Source organism: Pimelobacter sp. 30-1, assembly GCF_018831735.1.
Taxonomy (GTDB): domain Bacteria; phylum Actinomycetota; class Actinomycetes; order Propionibacteriales; family Nocardioidaceae; genus Nocardioides.
Window position 1 is genome coordinate 1 of sequence record NZ_NHTS01000015.1, and the last position, 18,537, is coordinate 18,537.

Annotated in this window: 16 protein-coding genes; 12 read left to right on the forward strand and 4 right to left on the reverse strand. The window is 70.5% G+C overall.

Features of this window, described 5'->3' with window-relative positions:
- Positions 1-384 precede the first annotated feature (384 nt).
- A complete protein-coding gene (locus CCO04_RS26175; protein WP_215817128.1) occupies positions 385-1,452 on the forward strand; it encodes a hypothetical protein in 1,068 nt (355 codons plus the stop codon).
- 117 nt (positions 1,453-1,569) lie between these two features.
- Here CCO04_RS26175 and CCO04_RS26180 read toward each other — a convergent pair whose 3' ends face one another.
- From CCO04_RS26180 to CCO04_RS26195, 4 genes are all read right to left on the reverse strand, one after another.
- A complete protein-coding gene (locus CCO04_RS26180; protein ID WP_215817129.1) occupies positions 1,570-1,887 on the reverse strand; it encodes a hypothetical protein in 318 nt (105 codons plus the stop codon).
- Positions 1,888-1,962: 75 nt separating this feature from the next.
- On the reverse strand, positions 1,963-4,311 hold the full coding sequence (locus CCO04_RS26185; protein WP_215817130.1) for a hypothetical protein: 2,349 nt from the start codon (positions 4,309-4,311) through the stop codon (positions 1,963-1,965).
- Between the two features lie 240 nt (positions 4,312-4,551).
- Positions 4,552-4,791, reverse strand: coding sequence for a hypothetical protein (locus tag CCO04_RS26190; RefSeq protein WP_215817131.1), 240 nt, complete (start codon positions 4,789-4,791; stop codon positions 4,552-4,554).
- A gap of 135 nt (positions 4,792-4,926) precedes the next feature.
- A complete protein-coding gene (locus CCO04_RS26195) occupies positions 4,927-5,220 on the reverse strand; it encodes a hypothetical protein (RefSeq protein ID WP_215817132.1) in 294 nt (97 codons plus the stop codon).
- A gap of 504 nt (positions 5,221-5,724) precedes the next feature.
- Here CCO04_RS26195 and CCO04_RS29390 point away from each other — a divergent pair.
- The 11 genes from CCO04_RS29390 (at position 5,725) to CCO04_RS26250 (ending at position 18,525) form a co-directional block, all read left to right on the forward strand.
- The gene (locus CCO04_RS29390) at positions 5,725-6,708 is read left to right on the forward strand and encodes a CAP domain-containing protein (protein ID WP_215817133.1); all 984 of its coding nucleotides are present in this window, start codon (positions 5,725-5,727) and stop codon (positions 6,706-6,708) included.
- A gap of 190 nt (positions 6,709-6,898) precedes the next feature.
- Positions 6,899-9,442: a hypothetical protein gene (locus CCO04_RS26205; protein WP_215817134.1), complete on the forward strand. Its 2,544-nt coding sequence runs from the start codon at positions 6,899-6,901 to the stop codon at positions 9,440-9,442.
- 11 nt (positions 9,443-9,453) lie between these two features.
- Entirely contained in the window at positions 9,454-10,101 is a 648-nt protein-coding gene (locus tag CCO04_RS26210; RefSeq protein WP_215817135.1) for a class F sortase, read from the forward strand.
- Positions 10,098-10,301, forward strand: coding sequence for a hypothetical protein (locus tag CCO04_RS26215; RefSeq protein ID WP_215817136.1), 204 nt, complete (start codon positions 10,098-10,100; stop codon positions 10,299-10,301). The genes CCO04_RS26210 and CCO04_RS26215 overlap by 4 nt, the downstream gene beginning before the upstream one ends.
- A 741-nt stretch (positions 10,302-11,042) precedes the next feature.
- On the forward strand, positions 11,043-12,047 hold the full coding sequence (locus CCO04_RS26220) for a hypothetical protein (RefSeq protein WP_215817137.1): 1,005 nt from the start codon (positions 11,043-11,045) through the stop codon (positions 12,045-12,047).
- A 61-nt stretch (positions 12,048-12,108) separates the two neighbouring features.
- Positions 12,109-13,890 carry an Ig-like domain-containing protein gene (locus CCO04_RS26225; protein ID WP_215817138.1) on the forward strand — a complete coding sequence of 594 codons (1,782 nt, stop codon included), beginning with the start codon at positions 12,109-12,111 and terminating at the stop codon, positions 13,888-13,890.
- A 113-nt stretch (positions 13,891-14,003) separates the two neighbouring features.
- Complete coding sequence (locus tag CCO04_RS26230; protein ID WP_215817139.1) at positions 14,004-14,555, forward strand: DUF6668 family protein; 552 nt, start codon at positions 14,004-14,006, stop codon at positions 14,553-14,555.
- The gene (locus tag CCO04_RS26235; protein ID WP_215817140.1) at positions 14,552-14,887 is read left to right on the forward strand and encodes a hypothetical protein; all 336 of its coding nucleotides are present in this window, start codon (positions 14,552-14,554) and stop codon (positions 14,885-14,887) included. Before CCO04_RS26230 ends, CCO04_RS26235 begins: the two co-directional genes overlap by 4 nt.
- Before the next feature lie 10 nt (positions 14,888-14,897).
- Entirely contained in the window at positions 14,898-15,524 is a 627-nt protein-coding gene (locus tag CCO04_RS26240) for a hypothetical protein (RefSeq protein ID WP_215817141.1), read from the forward strand.
- Positions 15,525-15,526: 2 nt separating this feature from the next.
- The gene (locus CCO04_RS26245) at positions 15,527-17,032 is read left to right on the forward strand and encodes a hypothetical protein (protein WP_215817142.1); all 1,506 of its coding nucleotides are present in this window, start codon (positions 15,527-15,529) and stop codon (positions 17,030-17,032) included.
- A 5-nt stretch (positions 17,033-17,037) separates the two neighbouring features.
- Complete coding sequence (locus CCO04_RS26250; protein ID WP_374197030.1) at positions 17,038-18,525, forward strand: SCO6880 family protein; 1,488 nt, start codon at positions 17,038-17,040, stop codon at positions 18,523-18,525.
- The last annotated feature ends 12 nt before the right edge of the window (positions 18,526-18,537 follow it).

Sequence of the window (18,537 nt, forward strand, 5' to 3'; positions counted from 1 at the left end):
GTTCCCGACCCTCTGTCGGTCGGGCCCTGGTCGTTCCCTCCCTGTGGGGAGGGGCGATTCCACCCGGAATCAGGCGGGGGTGGTTGAGCGATTCCGGGTGGAATCAGGGTTGTCGAACCGCGGTGTTGAAGCCGCCGGCGAGGAGGGGAGGGGCTCGGCTCCGAGGAGCGGGCTCTATCCCGCGGTACCGCTCGCGCATCTAGGACTTGGTGACGTGGCACGCGCTCCGCGCTCCTGGCGCGGCCGTGGGCGCGGTAGCCGGTGGTCGGGGCGCCCGGCGGCAGGTAGGGGACCGGGCGAGGCGATTCCACCCGGAATCGGTCGCCGATTTCGACCTGCGTGAAGGTCGCCCAACCGCTGTGTCCGCGCGAGAGAATGCGCAGCGTGACCAACGATCGAAGTGAGGACGATCGCCAGCGGGCGATTCGGGCAGAGTCCCGGCGGCTGTCGATGGAGGCCGGGCTCCGCGACACCAGGAGGCTCCTTGAGCAGCGGATCAAGGACTCGGAGGCAACCGAGGGGTCGCGTTCACTGACCAGGTTGGCGCTCGGTGCTGTGTCGACGTGCGTTGAGATCTTGTCCGCACTGATCCGCGAAGACCCGACCGACGACGGCGAGCGGTGGCCCGCACCGATGGACTCAGTGCCGTCCTCGATCGCTGACTTGTGGAGTACACTCTGGAACGAGATCGACCGGTTCTTGACCGACTGGGAGTGGTCCGTCGAGCTGGATGACGCCCATCTGACAGCACTGCGCGACGCCGTCGAGCGGAGCAGGCGACTGGTCCAAATCGTGAGGGCGGCCCCGGGCGTGCCCATGTCTCCGTTGCAGTCTGACATTCTCGACGCCGCGGTTGAGCAGGCGCTGTCGTCGGAGAGCGCGTTTGAGCTGGTTCTGGAGATGCGAACTCTGACGGGGCGCGCCACTTCCGCGGCCGATGCGGCGGAGGAAGCAGCTGGACGCCGGTCGGAGGTGTCATTGAGCGATGAGTTCGAGAAGTTGCGGAAGAACGAGGCTGAGGCGGCGAACTGGTTTCGGGGTTTCGCCATCGGACTGTTCGTCGCGGCTGTTCTGGTCGCCGGGTGGGTGGCGGTGGCTTCGGCCGACGCGACCGGAACGCAGGTGGCGAAGCGACTTGCCCTGGGCGTGCCGGTCCTACTGCTGGCCGGGTATCTGGGGCGAGAGGCGAGTCAGCATCTACGGACGGCGCGGTGGGCTGCGGTGAAGGTGGCTCAGTTGAAGTCGATCCGGGCTTACACCGGCGAGCTGAGCGCCGGCACGGCGGAGGCGTTGCGCGGCGAGTTCGGGCGTCGAGTCTTCCTCGAGACGCCGGAGTCGGCCGTCGGTGAAGGCCGTGGGTCCGGGGAAGCGGTGCCGCTGGACGTCGAGGCCTTGGTGGGGCGCGCGGTAGAGCAGGCAGTGGAGCGCGCACTCGGCGGCTCGAAGCCGTAGCGGGAAGCCGGACTGGGTCCCGTCGTCCATCGGGGTGGGCGAGGCCGAGCCGTGTCGAGCTCGGATCGTCCACGTGTGGTCGAGGGGTGGCGGCGCTAGGGGTGATTCCGGGTGGAATCAGCGGCCCGGGGGAGTGGGCTGGATGGGCGAGTCGGCTCCCCGCGGCCGCCGCAGGGACGGGGGAGCGCCGGTCCAGTTCGGGTCGACTGGCACGAGGATGAGGTCCTGGCGGCGGAAGCGGCCGAACTTCCAGACCGGGGTGGGGCCGGTGTCGTCGCGGTAGAAGACCAGGGCGCGGGCCTTGCGGTCGTGTGCGTCGGGTCGCTCGACGATGACGCCGCGGTTCGGCTTGAGGCGGCCGATGCTGGGGACCAGGACGAAGACGATGTCCTCGTAGGGTCGCCAGGCGTCGCGTTTGGGTGGGTTGGCCGCCACGAGGCCAGATTAGAACAGATGTTCGAACGCGGCGCGGGCGGCACTGCCGTACGGAGCGACCTGGGGCCCCTGGCGTCAGCCGGCGATCTGGGGTGGCTCGAAGAGGACCTGGTCGTTCTGGCCGGGATGGTCGGGCTGGTGCTGGCGGTCGAGGTGCTCCTGGTCGCGGCGCTCGGCGCCGTCGGGCAGGAGGTGGTGGGCGACGCGGTCGGGTCGCTCGAGGAGGATCTGCGCGGCGCGGGGGAGGCCGAAACGGTCGCGGTGTCGTGTCCAGGCGGCAACGTGAGCGGCCTGGAGCTGCGGCGCGAGGCCGTCGTACCAGGCTTGGCGTTGGAGGCTGCGACGTCGGAAGCGGTCGGGTGGCTGGTCGAGGGTCCAGGCACGGTGTCGGGCCTGTTCGTTGCCGCCGGCGGCGATCCTGGTGGTGGCGAGACGGGTCTTGGTGCGTTCTTGGTCGTCGACGCTGAGCGCGTGGAAGGTCGATGCCCACTGTGCGCTGCGTCGCCGGCGCTCGTCGGGTGCCAGGCGAGTCCACCAGGTGCGGTGACGCTCGCGGTCGGCGTGGAGGGCGCGGGAGCGCTGGAGCGACCAGGTCGACGTAGCCGCGGCTCGGTAGGCCTGGCGCTCGGCGGTGACCTGGTGCTGGAGCTCTGCGTGGCGTCGTGCTGCCGTGCGGAGGTGCTCGGGGGTGGGGGATGCGCCCTGCACCCACCCGGCAGGGGTGCAGCTGGCCAGGCCGGCGGCCGCGAGACGGCGGAGGAGACCGGTGGTCGACCGGCGCTGGCTCGGCGTCAGCCGTGCGGCCTTGTCGGGCTGGAGGGTGCTGCGGTGGGCGACCTCGTCGACGGTGTACGGCTGGTCGGGGTCGAGGGCCCGCCAGAGGCTGTGGGCGGAGGCGGGCAGGGGGCTCCAGGTGCCGCGGGGGAGGGGGGTGTGACACCTAGGTGGGGGGATTTGCCGCACCCCTGCCGGGGAGGGGGCGTCGTTGTCGGTCGGGATGCTGAACTCGAAGGACGAGCTCGCCCTGTTGGCGGTGTCGAAGGCGCTGGCGTCGAGCTGCCCGACGGCGGGAGCATCGGTGCTGCCGGGGCCGCTGAGGGCGCGGAGGCAGCGGCGGATGGTCTTGCGGTCGCCCAGGCCGGTGTCGAGGACGAGATCGCGCTCAGGGACAGGGATGGAGGTGCTGTTGTCGCGCTCCATCCGGTCCAGGACGTGGTGACCGACGAGCAGGACCGCGGGTCGCTGGCGGACCGGGAGGGTCCAGGCGAGCGCGGTGATGCGCTGACGGGCCTGGCTGACGGCGGTGGCGACCTCTGGCGAGCAGTCGAGGACCACCGAGCGGCTGGACGCTGACGAGGCCTCGGTGGCGGCGCTCGCGCTGGGCCGCGCCGGCGAGGGCGGGGGCTGGGCGTTGTCGTCGTCGACGGCGGGGTTCCAGACCCAGGCGGTCCAGCGACGACGGTTGCCCCGTGCTCGCGTCATCGCAGCCGAGTGGGCTGCGGTGATCGCCGCCCAGGCGCTCTCCGCGCTGTGTCCTGCTCGGAGGAGCTGCTTGGTGGCGATCGCCTCATAGGTCGAGCGCGAGTGGTCGGTGCCGCCGATCGCGGGGAGCTGGCCGGTGGCCAGGTACCGGGCCCAGGCCTCGGGGAGGGGCCGCAGGGTGCGCGGGCGGGGTGCGAGGGCGGTGACGGCGCCCCGGCTGCTCCGGCTGGTCCGGGCGGAGGAGCGTCCGCGCCGGTGCTCAGAACGTACGCGGTCGGGTGCCGTGGCGGACGCCGGCAGCGACGCGGCCGGGGTGCTGGTCGACGGCGAAGTTGAGGTGGCCTCGAGGAGTGGCTGCGCAGCCCTGGCAGCACGTCGGGCGGTCATGAGACGGCGCCCTGCGGCGCGGAGGTCGCCGTGCGGACGGGTCACGGCGCCCGTGCGGTGGGGTGCCGACAGCGGGCGGATGTGGCCGGAGCGACGAAGGTCGATCGCCTTCGCGCTGGCGCGAAGGGAGGCTCGGAGTTCGGTGACGAGCGCGGCCAGGCCGTCAGGGCCGTCGAGGTCCTCGGCGGCCGCGGTGTGCACGAAGACGTGCGTGCGGCCGTCCTCGCCGCCGGAGGGGCGCAGGAGGTGCCAGAGCCCGCGGGAGGTGCACCAGCTGGCGATCGCGTTGCTGACCTGGTGGCCTCGGTAGCCGGCGAGGTCGACGTCGACCACGGCGATGTCGGGGCGGAGCCTGCCGACGATCGTGGCGACGTCGCCGGTGTCGACGAGCTCGAGACCACGGTCGAGAGTCGGCACGACCAGGCGGGGGATCCGCTGGTTGTCCGCGTTGATCGCGAACCATGCGGCGGGGTCGAAGAGCAGATCGTCGAGACGGTCGCCGCGCTCGCGCGTGCGTCCTGCCGCCGAGGCGGTACCGCTCGTGGGCGTGCTCACGCCGTGGCCTGCCGGGCGGTGGGTGCCGGGCAAAGGCTCCGCGACACGCGGTCGCTGAGGTCCGCGACCGCTGGTTTTGGGGTCGCCAGGGGTGCTATCGTGGGCAGCACAAAGCCGCCTCCTCTAACGCAATGAGTGGGCTTATAGGGGCCGAGTTGGTAGCTCGACTTCTTGACTAGGGGCCATCCGATGCCGCGGGTGGTCCTTCAGTCATTTTTGGGGGCCGTTGGGCCCGCGGTGTCATCCGGTCAGGGGCAGCTCTCCCTGGGCCGGGTCCTGCTCCTGCCACCATAGGGGGCGGCCGTGCTCGTCGAGCTCGTCGTTGGCGATGAGCTGGGTGAGGTACTGGGCCATGGAGACCCCGAGGGAGTCTGCGACCGAACGTGCCTTCTCGCGCGTGGCGACGGGCACGCGGCCCTGCATCGGGACGGTGAGGACCTCGTCGTTCGACCGACGTCGGCGACCCTTCACTGCGGCCATGGTGTGCCACCTCCGAACTTGGGCGAATGCATTTCCCAGAATCCTTCCGCTGCGCCCGCGAAATTGGATGCATCTGCAATTCGTGGGCGTGTCGCGCCCTGAGAAGGGGATCGAGCCGGCCCTTTGGACTCTGGACTAGGTACGCGGGTCGCTCTTGCCGGCGCCGACGTAAGCGGCGAGCTCAGCAAGGAGCAGCTGGACGCGCTCTTCGTCGACGACGTAGCGGCCCGCGCGCCGGCCTCGGCCGGGCGGATCCCCGATGACGACGCCGAAGTTGATGAGGATGCGGGTGTTCGCAGAGATGAGCTGAGGAGGCAGGTTCAGCGCCTGCGCGGCCTCGATCTGGGGTCCGGGCGATTCGCGGTAGTGCCGGATGAGAGCCACCAGGACCTCCGAGCCGAAGACTCGGGTGGCGATCGCGACGCTCATCGGGAGCGGGGGATCGGGTCGGATGACGACGGGCACCCCGACATTGTGCCGGTGAGGAGGTCCGGGCAGATCGTTAGGCACATTGACGTCTTTAACACGCGATTAATGGTACCGTGTGTTCCTCGTCCTGCCAGTAGTTCCTGACCTGCTGGCGAGGGCGGGGGGACGGAGAGGCGTCCCGCGGTCGAGGTAGCTCGTGATGGGGGTACGGGTCCGCGGGGGAACGACGTCGCTTTGTCGGTGCGGACGGCATGCCGCACCCGGTGGGGCCGGGCGATCTCCTGGGGGAGTCGCCCGGCCCACCGCCGCCAAACACGGATGGAAAGTTCAAGCGGGGCAACGTTTTTCCTCGCCGAAACGTCGTAAGGGGATCGGGGGCTAGGGGTGTCCGTAGCAAGGGAGGCCATTACGCCTCTGCCCATGGGAGATAGATCACGGGGCCCTGCGGGAGGGACCTCCGCAAAGGAGTGGCAAGTCGTGACAAGTTCACCTACGTTGAGGTCTGTGACGATCACGGGGAGGATCTCGGGGACGCGGGCGGTCGCGGTTGCCCTGTTGCTCGCACTGACGACCGGCGTACTCGTCGGAATTGCTGCGCCGGGCCGGGCGGCGGCCGATCCGGCGTGCACCCCGTCGGCGACGGTAACGACCGTCAAGGGCGTGTCGTGGCTCGTGAGCTCGTACCCGCAGCGGCTGCGGTTCAAGGTCCGCAAGGCCGGGCGCACGTACAAGGTCCGCGCCACGGCGACGGTGCACGTGTCGACGACCGGCACCTACAAGGTGACCGGCGTGGTCGACCGCTGCACCGACGGCGCATCCGCGCCGGAGCCGGTCACGCTGACCATGCGCCCGGCCACGTCCCGGTCGACCGCGAAGAGCGCGGTCGCCAAGAACCGAAAGGTCACGCGCGCGAAGAAGGCCGCGCGAAAGACCGCAGTGACCTCGGCCCGCATCGAGGGCCGGACTCTGACCATCCGTGCGCTCGATGCCGGCGCGCGTGCCAACGCACAGCGCGAGCTGTCGAAGCTGCTCGGCGCCCAGGTCGACAAGGCCGCTGTGCGCGCCGCGGTGTTCGCCGAGGTGAACGCGCGACGTGCGGGGGAGGGGCTGGCCCCGATGAAGTACCTCGCGGCGGCCGAGCCTCTGGCTGACGACTGGGCGGAGCAGACGAAGGACGGTCCGTTCGAGCACGACACCGACCCCGTGGCCGGGTTCCGCGCTGACCTCGGCGGGCTCGGGTGCAACCCGCCACTCGACGGGTTCTCGCCGGGCTATTCCGAGAACCTCCACTGGGGATCGAACGGCACGCCGTCCGAGATCGCGACCTGGGTCGTCAACTGGTGGATGAACTCGCCTGGCCACCGGGCCACGCTGCTGTCGCCGTTCGACGTCTGGGCTGGCATCGGCCTGGCCTACTCCACCGAGAGCGAGACCTGGGCCGTCGCCTACCGGGCGACGAGCGCGGACTGCTCGAACATCGCCGGCTGAACGCCGCGCTGAGGACTCCCTGCTGGGGCCGCGACCGCGTGCCCGCAGGGCCCCGACGCATTCGTCGCAACGCAGCTCGGGTGCTGCGACGTTAGGTCGGACAACTGAAGAACCCCCGCCACCCGAGAACAGAGCTTGCCGGCATCAGCTCGGGTGGCGGGGTCCATCCCCTTGAGAGAGGACCCGAATAGTGTTCCACCTTCACCCCCCGCCGCGCCTCACCTGGCGTCGTGCGGTTCGCGTGCTGACCACGGCGTTGACGCTGACGCTCATGCTCAGCGGTCTGTCGCTGGTCAGCCTGTCCTCGTCGACGGCCGCCCCGGTGGCCGCTAAGGCGTCGGCGCCCAGCGCCCGGGTCGCGGCCAAGATGGCCCCGAAGGCCGACTGCCGCCCCTACGACCCGAACCTGAAGAACGGCGTCTGCGTCCGCTTCGCTGACGGCCGGGTGACCTGGCTGGGAAGCCTGGTCAACCCGAAGGGCCGAATCTTCTTCTGCATCGACAAGGGCAAGGACTCCCGCCTGCCCGCGACGGCGCCGATCAAGTCGACCAAGGACCTCAAGAGCCAGTACGGCAAGGCGATCCGCAAGCAGGAGCGCTCTGCACTCAACTACGTGATCCTCGAGTACGCCGCCGGCGCCGGGGACACCGACTCCGCGGCGATCCACTACCTGATCCGCCTGGTCATGTCCGACACCAAGGGCCAGCTCCCCGGCAACCTGCGCGTCGGCGACGAGGTCCCCGGCCAGGGCGCCGTCCCGGCCGACGTCATCCGCCGCGCGCGGGTGATGTGGAACAAGGCCTCGGCCTACTACGGCCCCTGGACGCTCCAGCTGACCGGCAGCACCGCCGACATCAAGGTCGGCCAGACTCGCACCCTGCAGGCCTCGGTCGTCTCGTCCGCGGGCAAGCGCGTCCCGGGCGCGAAGATCACCCTCACCTACAACGACCGGGTCTCCGGTCCCACGACGGTGACCAGCCTGGGCGACCGCAACGTCGCGTTCACGATCACCGCGCGCAAGACCGGCACCCTGGCGATCAACGGCTCGATCGTCGGCCCCGCCGGCGAGGGCAAGCTCTTCGACCCGCCGAACAACGGCATCCAGCGCGGCTGGATCGCAGAGAAGGAAGCCGACACGGCGCAGCTGCGCCTCTCCGGTGAGGTCGGGGCCGGTCTCCCGGAGATCGCGACGGCGACGTCGAGCAAGATCGTCGAGCCCGGTGTCGAGTTCCACGACAACGTCCAGATCCGCAACGTCCCGGCCGGGACCACGATGACCGCCACGGCCCGCCTGTACGGCCCCTACGCCGCCCAGCCGGCGGCGGCGGACTGCCAGGCTGCGCAGCTCGCCAAGACCGTGACGTTCCCGGTGAACGGATCGAACACGTACCCGACCCCGAACGTCTCGGTCACCGACGAGGGCTACTACACCTGGGTGATCTCGCTGCCGGCGACCGCGGACACCACCGCGGTGACCACGCCGTGCGGCATCGTCCAGGAGACCACCCTCGTCTCGCACCCGCTGCTCGAGGTCACCGCGGCGACGCAGATCTCCGCGCAGCGCAGCCGCGCTGGCGACGAGGTCTCCGACACGATCAAGCTCGCCGTGCCCGAGCACGACGAGCCGCTCACCCAGGACCTCCAGGGCACCTGGACCGTCGTCGGTCCGGTCGCCCCGATCGACGGCTCCTGCGAGGGCGTCGACTGGACCGGCGCCGGCGAGCTGGCCACCGCCCCGTTCACCGTCGCCGCCGGCGACATCGTCGACGGCCACGAGGTCACCACGCCGAAGGTGCTGCTCCCCGCGGCCGGCTGCTACTCCTACGGCGAGGAGATCCTCGCCAACGACGAGGTCGCGCCGTACTCGCACCCCGTGGGTCAGGTCTCGCAGACCACGCTCGCGGACAAGAACCTGCCCAAGGTCCGCACGCAGATCTCGGCGCAGAAGGTGGTCGTCGGCGGAACGACGTTCGACACCATCGAGGTCTCCGACCTGCTGCCCGGTCAGAGCGTCGAGATCGCCTGGACCTTCTACGGTCCGGTCGACGCCGTCAACGGCAAGTGCGACCTGCCCGTCTCGGCCTGGGTCGACGCGCCCGTGTTCGACGAGGGCACCGTGACCGCCACCGGCAACGGTCCGATCACCACACCGGTCAGCAAGCCGTTCCAGGCCCGTGGCTGCTACTCCTACGGCGAGCGCCTGATCGGCAACGACGTCGTCGAGGACGTCGAGCACCCGGTCGGCCACGTCACGCAGACCACGGTCGTCGACAAGGCCGCTCCGGCGGTCAAGACCCTGGTCTCGCGCCAGATCGCCAACACCGAGGGCCGCCTCTACGACACGGTCTGGGTCACCGGCCTCCTGCCCGGCGTCCAGGTCCGCGTCTACTGGACTCTCTACGGGCCGATGAAGCCGGTCAACGGCTCCTGCAAGAAGGTCAACTGGGATCGGCCCAAGGCGCGCGCCAAGGTCGTCGACAAGGGCTCGTTCATCGCCACGAAGAACGGCAAGTACAAGACCCGGCTCTCGAAGAAGCTCAAGGCCGCGGGCTGCTACACCTACGGCGAGTCGGTCAACGAGTCGACGACGAACTACCCCCACGAGCACAAGCCGGGCAAGAAGTCGCAGACGTCGCTGGTGAAGAAGCCGCGTCGTCCCGACATCCCGACCGGCCCGGCCGGTTTCGCCCGGACCGTCGCGGCCAAGTCCGTCGGCGCCTACCACCCGTTCTGAGGTAGGAGCCGATGAACAGCAGCCTCATGTACCGGGTTCTGGCCCGGGTCCGGCTGGCCCTCGGTCGTGGGGTTGCGCTCCTCGGGTTCGTGGGGATGGTCGGGGTGGTCGTCAGCCTGGTGCTGACGGCCGCTCCGGCCCCCGCGGCCACCGCAGGCCCGACGCGGTCGGCGCCTGGGGTCGTCGCGTCGACGACCGACCGTGCCGCGAGCTCGGCGACGCTGAGCATCCGGGCGCTGCGGGTGCAGGCCCCGGTACGGACGGTCGGCATGCACGCCGGCGCCGTCGCGGTGCCGGCAAACGTCGACGTCGTGGGCCGCTGGCGCGGCTCGCGGCCGTGGTCGGCAAGGACGGGCTCGAGCATCCTGGTCGCCCACGTCGCCGACGGCGCGGGGCGACCTGGTGCGTTCGCGTCGATCGAGCGGCTGCGCCGCGGTGCACGGATCGTGTGGACCGTCGACGGACAGCGCAAGGTGTTCCGGGTCGTGGGGAAGACCTTCACCAGGCGGACCGCGAGCCTGCCCGAGCGAATCTGGCGCCACGACGGCCCGAGGACGATCAACCTCGTCTCGTGCGCGCGCAAACGCGTCTACGCGTCGGGGTTCTACCACTACACGCACAACGTCACGGTGACCGCGCGCCTGGTGGGTCCCCGATGAGCCCGCGGGCTGAGCTGCGGACGCCCGCCGGCGCGAGCACGCGCTGGCGCGGCGCCGCACCGGCGATCGCGGCCGTGGTGGTCGCTGGGATGGGACTCATTGCAGCCGCCCTGGTGCCGGTGGTGGCGGCGGCGCTCAGCGTCGGCACGGTGCTGTTCGTCGCGTTCACCGCGACGGCGAGGAGGCGGCTCGCGTCGTGAGCACCACAGGCTATGCACGTCCCGGGGCGATCCCGCCGCCCCGGACGATGGTCGCGAGGCCACGACTGATCGGACTGCCCGGCGAGCCCCTCCTCGCTGGTGACGGTCGCTCCCGTCGCAGTGCCTCCGACCGCCACGGCGCCGCCGAGCTCCCTCAGCTCGGCGGCGCCACTCTGGCGTGTAGCCCGGCCGCCGGCACCGTGAGTGCTGGCGATCGACGAATTAAGATCGGTCTAAACCGGACTTTGTGTTACGTTGAAACAGCCTCGGACCGGGAAGACGGCGTGATGGGAACGCTCCCGGCAACGAACGTGGGCGTGAGTCGTGACTGCGAAGACCGCCATGGGGGAGGGAGTAGGACAGATGAGAAGACCTCGGTGGTCAAGGTCCTGCCAGCGGAAACGCAGGGGCGCGTCCTTGCCGGCGTGCTTACAGTTCGTTCCAATGTCGGCGGCACGTGCCTCGGAGCTGGCGGACTAAGGCAGAAGGATCTCGGGTGAAGAATCAGGCTTGCGCCTCGCTGCGCGCTACCGTCCGGACGGCCGAGCGATGAGCCCCGTGGCGCCCACGCCCGTGGTTCTCATCGAGATCAAAGGCTTCGAGGTCCGTGTCAACGGTGACCTCGTGGACCACGACGGCACCCGGTCTCTGCATGAGGTCGGCGTTCACGCCGCCGCAGAGCGGGTAGCTCAGGTTCTCGGCCGGCCCGTACGCGCGATCGCGGTCGACGCGGCAGCTCGGGTGAACTTGGTCGTTCACCCCGACGGGACCACCAGCGACGTCCAGGTCGTCGAGGACCTCGAGGACCTCAGGGACGTCCACGTTGACGTCGCCGTGCCGGCGGCAGAGGTCGCCGACGAGGAAGCGGCAACACTGGCCTCGATCATCAACTTCACACGCGACGTCGCGGTCGACGTCCCGGTCGACGAGCCGGTCGACGTCCCGGTCGACGTCCCGGTCGACGTCCCGGTCGACGTCCCGGTCGACGTCCCGGTCGACGTCCCGGTCGACGTCCCGGTCGACGAGCCGGTCGTACCCGGTCCCGTCGACCTACCGGTGGCGGGCGCCGCCGTCGGCCGACCTGCGCGGCGACTCTCTGTCGGCCGACCAGTCCTGGCGGCGGTGGCCGCGGCGACCGTGGTTCTGGCGCTCGCTGCCGTAGGCGCAGCGCTCCTCGCCGGGGGCGAGGACAAGGATGCTCCGACCGCGGGGACGACGCGCGGGGTGTCCGCTCCGAGCAGCAGTGAGCCGGCGGCGCCATCGGCGCCGGCATCTATTGAGACGACCGCACCGCCTGCACCTCAGGTCGTGACGGTGCGCGCTCACGCTCGCGTTGGTACTGCCGAGCTGCGGATCCGCGCGACGCGTCGGCCGGCGCACGTGGTCGTCGTGATCGACCCGGCCGGCCCCGGCAAGTCCGTGCGCCGCTCGCTGGTCCTCCGCGAGCGTTGGACCACGGTCGCGGTCCGCGGTCTGCCCGCAGGGCGAGCGAGCTGGAAGGTGATCGTCGATGGCGCGGCGCCGGTGAGCGGGGCGCTGCGGGTAGCGGCTCCGCCGCGTACCGACAGCGGAACGCCGTCCGGCACGACGGGCTCGGGCAGCAGCTCGGGCGGCTCGGGGACGCCCGGAGGATCCAGCAGCTCCGGAGGGTCGGGGAGTCCCGGCGGGTCCTCGGGGAGCGGCGGCAAGAAGCCGAAGGGCCCGAAGGGCATCAACGACAACCCCGCACCAGGGCCGCGGCCGTGAGCGGGTCGACCAAGTGCACGTTTCGAGGGCTCCGAGGGGCCTATGGGGGAAGGAAGAACTAATGAGGAACACACCCGATCTGCCCGGCGAGGACCGCTCGCTCTTCGCGGAGCGGCTGACGACGCCAGCCGGGCTGCCGTGGATTCTTGCGGGCGCCGCGCTGGCGGCGGTCGGTGTCGGCGTACTGTCCGGGGCGCGGCATCTCGACGCCGGATCGTCCGCGGAGGTCGTCCTGCTCCTCGCCAGCACGGTCCTGATCGGTGTCGGCCAAGGCCTCGTGCTCCTGGTGCTGCTGCGCTGGGGGCTCGTGTCGCGCCGGCACCGATGGACGTCGATCCTGCTGGTCACGGTGACCGTGGCGCTGACGCTGGCGCTGGTGACCGAGGGCATCCGGGCGGCCTCCGCGGAGGCCGCTGCGGGCGGAGCCTGGGCGGGCTACCGCATCAAGGCCGGCAAGCAGGCCGATTCGGCGTGGATCGGAGGCCGCAAGGTAGGCGGCCAGCGGGTGTACCGCATCGAGCCCACGAAGCGGAACGTCAAGTCGGGCTACGGAGAACCGGCGACCGTCGCCGACCTCAACGGAGCGAAGGCGAAGCCGTCGGCTCGTCGCACGAGCGTCGCGGCCTGCGTGCTGGCCACCTACGGCGCTCGCAAGGACAACATCCAGGCGGCCGCGGTGGACGCGACGACCTACCACCTGCTCAAGGGTGGGAAGTGGCGGATCACCAAGGCACGGGGTGCGCAGCGCATCCGTCAAGCCGGCAGCTCGAAGTACGTACGCTCGTACGCGAAGACGATGCTGGCGAACTGCGGCCGCCTGGCGGGCCCGTACCCCGTGAGCATGTCGTCGACGACGGCTCCAGTCGGGTCCGCGACGAAGGTGGTCTTCACCATCAAGTCGGCCACGGGGCACGGTCTCGCGAACGTCCCGGTGACCTTCAGCTACGGCGGCTCGTCGCCGGTGGCCTACACCGACAGCTCGGGGACCGCTACGACGTACTTCAACGTCACGACTGCCGGCGTGACGAGGGCGACGGCACGCGCCGATCGAGTTCCTGAGTGGCGCCTGACGGTGCGCAGTCCGAAGAACAAGCGCGCGTCGAAGGTCGCCGTCGCAGGTCGCCTGGCGGCCGTCGAGGCCAGCACGCCGGTGCGCGCCTCGGGCGCTCAGACCGTCGTGGTGGCCAACGGCAGCGCGACGCTGCGGGTGGGCCAGCCCCTCGCTGGCACCTACACCGTCGACGGCGGCTCGGGGACGAGGACAGTCGCTCGCAGCGCCTACGGTCCGTTCGATACCTCGGCGACCAACTGCAACGCCCCCCGGGCGTACACGTCGTCGACGTCGATGAGCAGCAACGGCCGCTTCGCGCTGCCGTCGTGGCTGCCTCCCAAGTCGGGCTACTACCGCTGGGGCGTCGCCGTGACCGGCAACGAGCTGAGCACGGCTGCCTCGACGTGCGGCGCCTCGGTTCGGGTCATCAAGCAGGCCGCGGTCGCGCAGGACCGGCCCGCGGGACGGTCCCGGACCGTGAAGGTCGGTCAGGGCTTCGATGTCGACGTGGTGGTCAGCGGCTTCGACCGAGCCGAGGGGCACAGCCTGGTGTCGAGGCTCTACGGGCCCTTCGTGAACAAGGACAACGCTCGCTGCGTCGAGTCCAAGCGCGTCGCCAGCAAGAATCAGACCCGCAACGTCTCGGGCAACGGCAAGGTCAACATGGGCAACGCCGCGATCAGCTCGTCGGCCAACACCGGCTGGTACGTCTGGCAGACCACGCTCTCGACCGGCGACCTCGTCGCCGGCGCGACGTCGGCCTGCGGCGTGCTGTACGAGGTCGTGCGCTGATGAGCGCAGCAAGGGCTCACCCCGACCACGGCCGAGGTGGCCGGGGTGCGAAAGGGTCAGGGGAGGATCCGCCGTCACCGTGGTCTGTGCCGGCGATCGGGGCACCGGAGCCGGTGACCGATCAGCCGGCTCCGCCGCGCGAGGAGGAGGTGGCGGAGGAGTTCGCGGTGCACGCACCGCAGCGCCCCTCCTCGCTCCGCAGGACGCCGCGGGTGACATGGCGGCCACCGGTGCCCGGCGCCGCTTTCACCTGGGTGAGTGCCCACGGTGGAGCGGGGTCGACGTCGCTCGCTCGCTCGAGCGGCGAAGGTATCGACCTGACCAGCTGCTGGCCAGACCCCGGCATGGGCTGGCCAGCAGCGGTCGCTCTGGTGTGCCGCAGCGACGCCGCCGGCGTCGCGGCGGCTGCACGGATGTTGGCCGAAGCCGCGTCAGGATCCGCGGCCGGCCTAAAGATCGTCGCGCTGGTGGTGGTAGCCGATATCGCCACCAAGCCGCCCAAGGCGGTACGCGAGCGGATCTATGAGCTGTCCTCCACGGTCCCGCAGCTGGTGCGGGTGCCGTGGGTTCGGTCGTGGCGGGAGACCCCGTACCAACGACAGAACGCCGCCGTCGAAGCGGCCGCCACGGTGGCGGCCGCTGTCAGCTTGAAGGAGCACCGATGAAGACCCTTATCCGCCGCATGATGACGAGCTCGCTGCTGGCAGTGCTGGCGGTTGCGGGTGTCCCCGTTGCCGCGTTCGCCGGGCCTGTACCGGACCCCAAGCCGCAAGCCCCCTCGGGGCTTCAGGACAAGGTCGACCTGCTCCTGGGCCTGCTGAAGTGGGGAGGGATCGCCGCGGTCGTGGCGGGCTTCATCATCGCGGGCATCATGCTCGCTCTCGGCAACGGCTCCGGCCACGGTGGCCGCGAGGGCCAGGACAGGCTCTGGAAGGTCGCGGCGGGCGCCATCGTGATCGGCGCCGCCTCGTCGATCGCCGGCTTCTTCCTCGCGTAGGACTCGATCGATGCCGCTCTTCGAGGAAGACACCCCCGGCTGGGTACGGGCTACCGTGCTCAGCCTTGCTGCGGCCGTAGTCGCCCTGGTCGCCCTGGTCGCGTTCCTGCTCATCGGAACGGGCGGTGACGACCCGGACGCTGGTCCGACGCCTTCCCCGTCCGGCTCGTCCGGCGCCACGTCGTCGTCGACGTGCGGACTCCCTGACGGAGACCAGACGGTTCCCACCGCGGCTCCGGCCGACGTGACCTGGGAGGTCGTCAACGGGATCGCCCTCCCGCGCAGCGCTGCCTTCGGTCCGGGTGAGGTGAGCAGCGGTGGCAAAGATCGCAGTTGCTTCGCCCACTCGCCGATGGGGGCGGTGTTCTTCGCGCTCAACGGCTCCGCGAAGTACGGCAAGGACCAGTCCGGTGTCGAGATCGCGGGCTTCCGAATGACCGACTACACCACAAACCGAGCGACCCTCGACATCGCGATCCGGGTGACAGAGGGACCGGGCAGCGGGCGGCTGGGAAGCGCCCCTGTCGTGATCGTCTGGTCCAACGGTGACTGGAGCCTTGACCCGGGATCGGAAAGCGTGGTCCCGATCGCGCTGGCGGACCTCACGGGCTTCGTGGCGTTCGGCGAGGGGGCATAGCCGTGGCGTGCGAGCCGCTGGACCTGAGCTGCTGGGGAGGTGAGATCAAGGATCTTCCCGGCACGATCGTTGACGGCGTCAAGGGGGGCGTCTCCGACGCCGCTGGGGGTCTGGCCGACTCGGCGTTCGACGGCTTCATCCAGAAGATGGTCGACGCCGCGAACTGGACGATCGAGAAGATCATGACGCTCTGGCTCAAGGCTCCGGACCCTGACGTGACGAGCGACAAGTCGCCGGTGCAGTGGCTCGACGCGCACCTGACGTACGTCATCGCCGCGACCGTGGTGGGAACCATGATCTACAGCGGGATCCGCCTGGCGATCTACGCGCGATCGAGCGACGCGGTGAACCTGGCGGAGACGTTGGTTCGGACGGTCGTGGTGTCGAGCATCGCGGGCTTCTCGGTGTCGATCGGGCTTGAGGCTTCCGACGAGTTCTCGAAGTGGATCCTCGACAAGGCCGATCTCGACTTGTCGCTCGAGGTGTTCCAGGCTGGCGTTGCCGTCGCCCCAGGGTTCTTGTTGGTGCTGGCCATCCTGGTTCTGCTGACACAGCTGATCCAGCTGTTGATCATGGTGTGCCGCAACGGCATCGTGATCATCCTGACCAGCACCGTCACCTTGGCGGCCGCGGCGTCGGGAACGAAGATGGGCCGGCAGGCCTACGAGAAGCAGATCAGCTGGCTGGTCGCCTTCATCCTCTACAAGCCGGTCGCGGCGGTCATCTACGCGATGGCGTTCAGGGCCGCCAGTTCCGATGACTTGTGGTCGCAGCTGTCCGGGATTGCGCTCATGGCCCTGTCGGTGTTCGCACTGAAGGGGCTCCACTCGTTGGTGGCGCCGGTGACCGCGTCGCTCGGCGGCGCGAACGCCGGCGCGCTGGCTGGTGCTGCCGTGGGGGCCGCCGCGGCCCTTGGCGCCATGGCGGCTACGGGCGGCAGCACCGCGATGGCGGGAGCCGGGAGCTCGGGCGCCGGCGGGTTCCTCGGCAACTCCGGCTCGACGGCGCTGCCCTCAGGTGCCGGTCCCGCTGGTGTCGCGCCCACGGGTCCGCCGTCGCCGGCAGGCGGAGGAGGGGGCAGCGCACCGACGCGGCCCGGCTCAGGCGGTGGACCAGGCGGAGCCGGCGGGGCCGGCCCGTCCAAGACGGGCGGCGCAGAGGCCTCCGGCCTGACGGGCGGCGAGGAGGGCTCCAGCCCCTCGGGCGCCGATGCCGGCGGATCGATCGGCGAGCAGAGCGCCGCCATGGGCGCCCCGGATACGTCGTCGGGCCCGTCGGGCGCCGACGCGGGCGGCACGGGGGACCTGGCCAGCGGCGGTTCCCTGGACCAGGCGGGCGGATCGCAGTCGAGTGGCCCCGCGCCGAAGGGCTCCTCGGGGGGCGGTCGCAGTATTGGAGGTGCCGCGTCGAATCTTCAGGCGGGGAGCGGCGTCGGGCGCCAGCTGGGGTCGCAGGCCGACGAGGTGGTCGACGACGGTCCGTCCGGCGCAGGGAGGGCTGACTCGTGAGCGAGATGACTCAGGAGCGGCCGCTGTACGGCAACTTCATCGAGCAACGCTCGTCGGGGTTGAAGGGAAGCGGTTCGATCGGCACCGCCGTCCTGCTGGTCGCCATGTGTGTCACGGCGATCGCCCTGATCGCCGGCGGCGTCATGACCGGCGCGATCGTCGGCGGGCTGGCAACGCTCGGCTTCTTGTCGACGACGCGGACCGCGCGACGGATCGGGCAGCGCATCGGATTCCTGGTCGGTCGCGCCCAGGGTGAGCATCAGTGGAGGAGTGGCGTGTTCAGTCGCAACAGTCAGCCGGAATGCAGGCTGCCGGGCATGCTCGGGACGCTTCGCGTCCTGGAGCGCTCGGACGCCTTCGGCGAGCACGGCGAGCGGTTCGCCGTGGTGAAGAACCCGCGGATGGGCGGCCAGTACACCGTCGTGGTCAAGTGTGTCGCTGACGGCCCGTCGATGCAGGATCAGCAGCAGATCAACGCGTGGGTGGCGTCGTACTCGCATGTCCTGGCCGCGATGGGCCACGAGCCGGCGCTGGTCTGTGGCAAGGCCATCACCGACACCGCGCCGGACCCTGGCGGCCGCCTGGCGACCATGGTCGAGTCGGGTCGAGCCGAGGGGGCGCCAGCAATCGCGCGCACGATCATCGACCAGGTCGTCGCCGCGGCCCCTGCCACCTCGAGCGAGAACGTGACCTACGTCGAGCTCACGTTCCGCGGCCGGATGCTGAACCGCAAGGGCAAGGAGGACGTGATCCTCTCCGAGCTCGCGCGCCGGGTCCCGAACCTGCGGGCTCGGCTCGCCGAGGCCGGTGGCGGTGCGGTGAGCATGGTCAAGGCGGCGGAGCTGGCAGCGATCGTTCGGGTCGCCTACGACCCGGCGACGCAGCCGTTCCTCGAGCAGGCCTCGCTGGCCGGCTACACCGACTCGGTCCCGTGGGCCGACGCCGGCCCCGTCGCGTCGCAAGAGTCGTGGGGCGAGTTCCTCCACGACTCGGGCCGGTCGGTGACCTGGGAGATGCTGGAGGCTCCCCGAGCGGCCGTCACCGAACGTTCCTTCACCGCGCTGCTGGCGCCGCGAAGCGACTTCGCGCGCAAGCGGGTGGCCCTGATCTACCGGCCGCACACGCCGGCAGAGGCGGCAGAGGTCTCTGAGAACGACGTCGACGCCGCGGTGTTCAACGCCGACCAGGGCAAGAAGAGGATCAGCGCCCGCTCCAAGCGCAAGGTGAACGCCACCGAGCGATCGCGCGATGAGGTGGCCGGCGGTGCCGGGATGACGCGGTTCTACGCGCTGATCACCGCGACCGTCCTGGCCGACGATCGCGGCGACCTGGACCAGGCGGTCTCGACGATCGAGAGCAACGCGGCCGCGGTCCTGATGGGACTGCGGCGCAGCTACGGCTCGCAGGCTGCAGCCTTCGCTGCGACGCTCCCGGTGGGCTTCGTACCGTGGGAGCACACGGTCGTTCCGGACTCGATCCGGGAGCAGCTGTGAACCCGCGTGGTC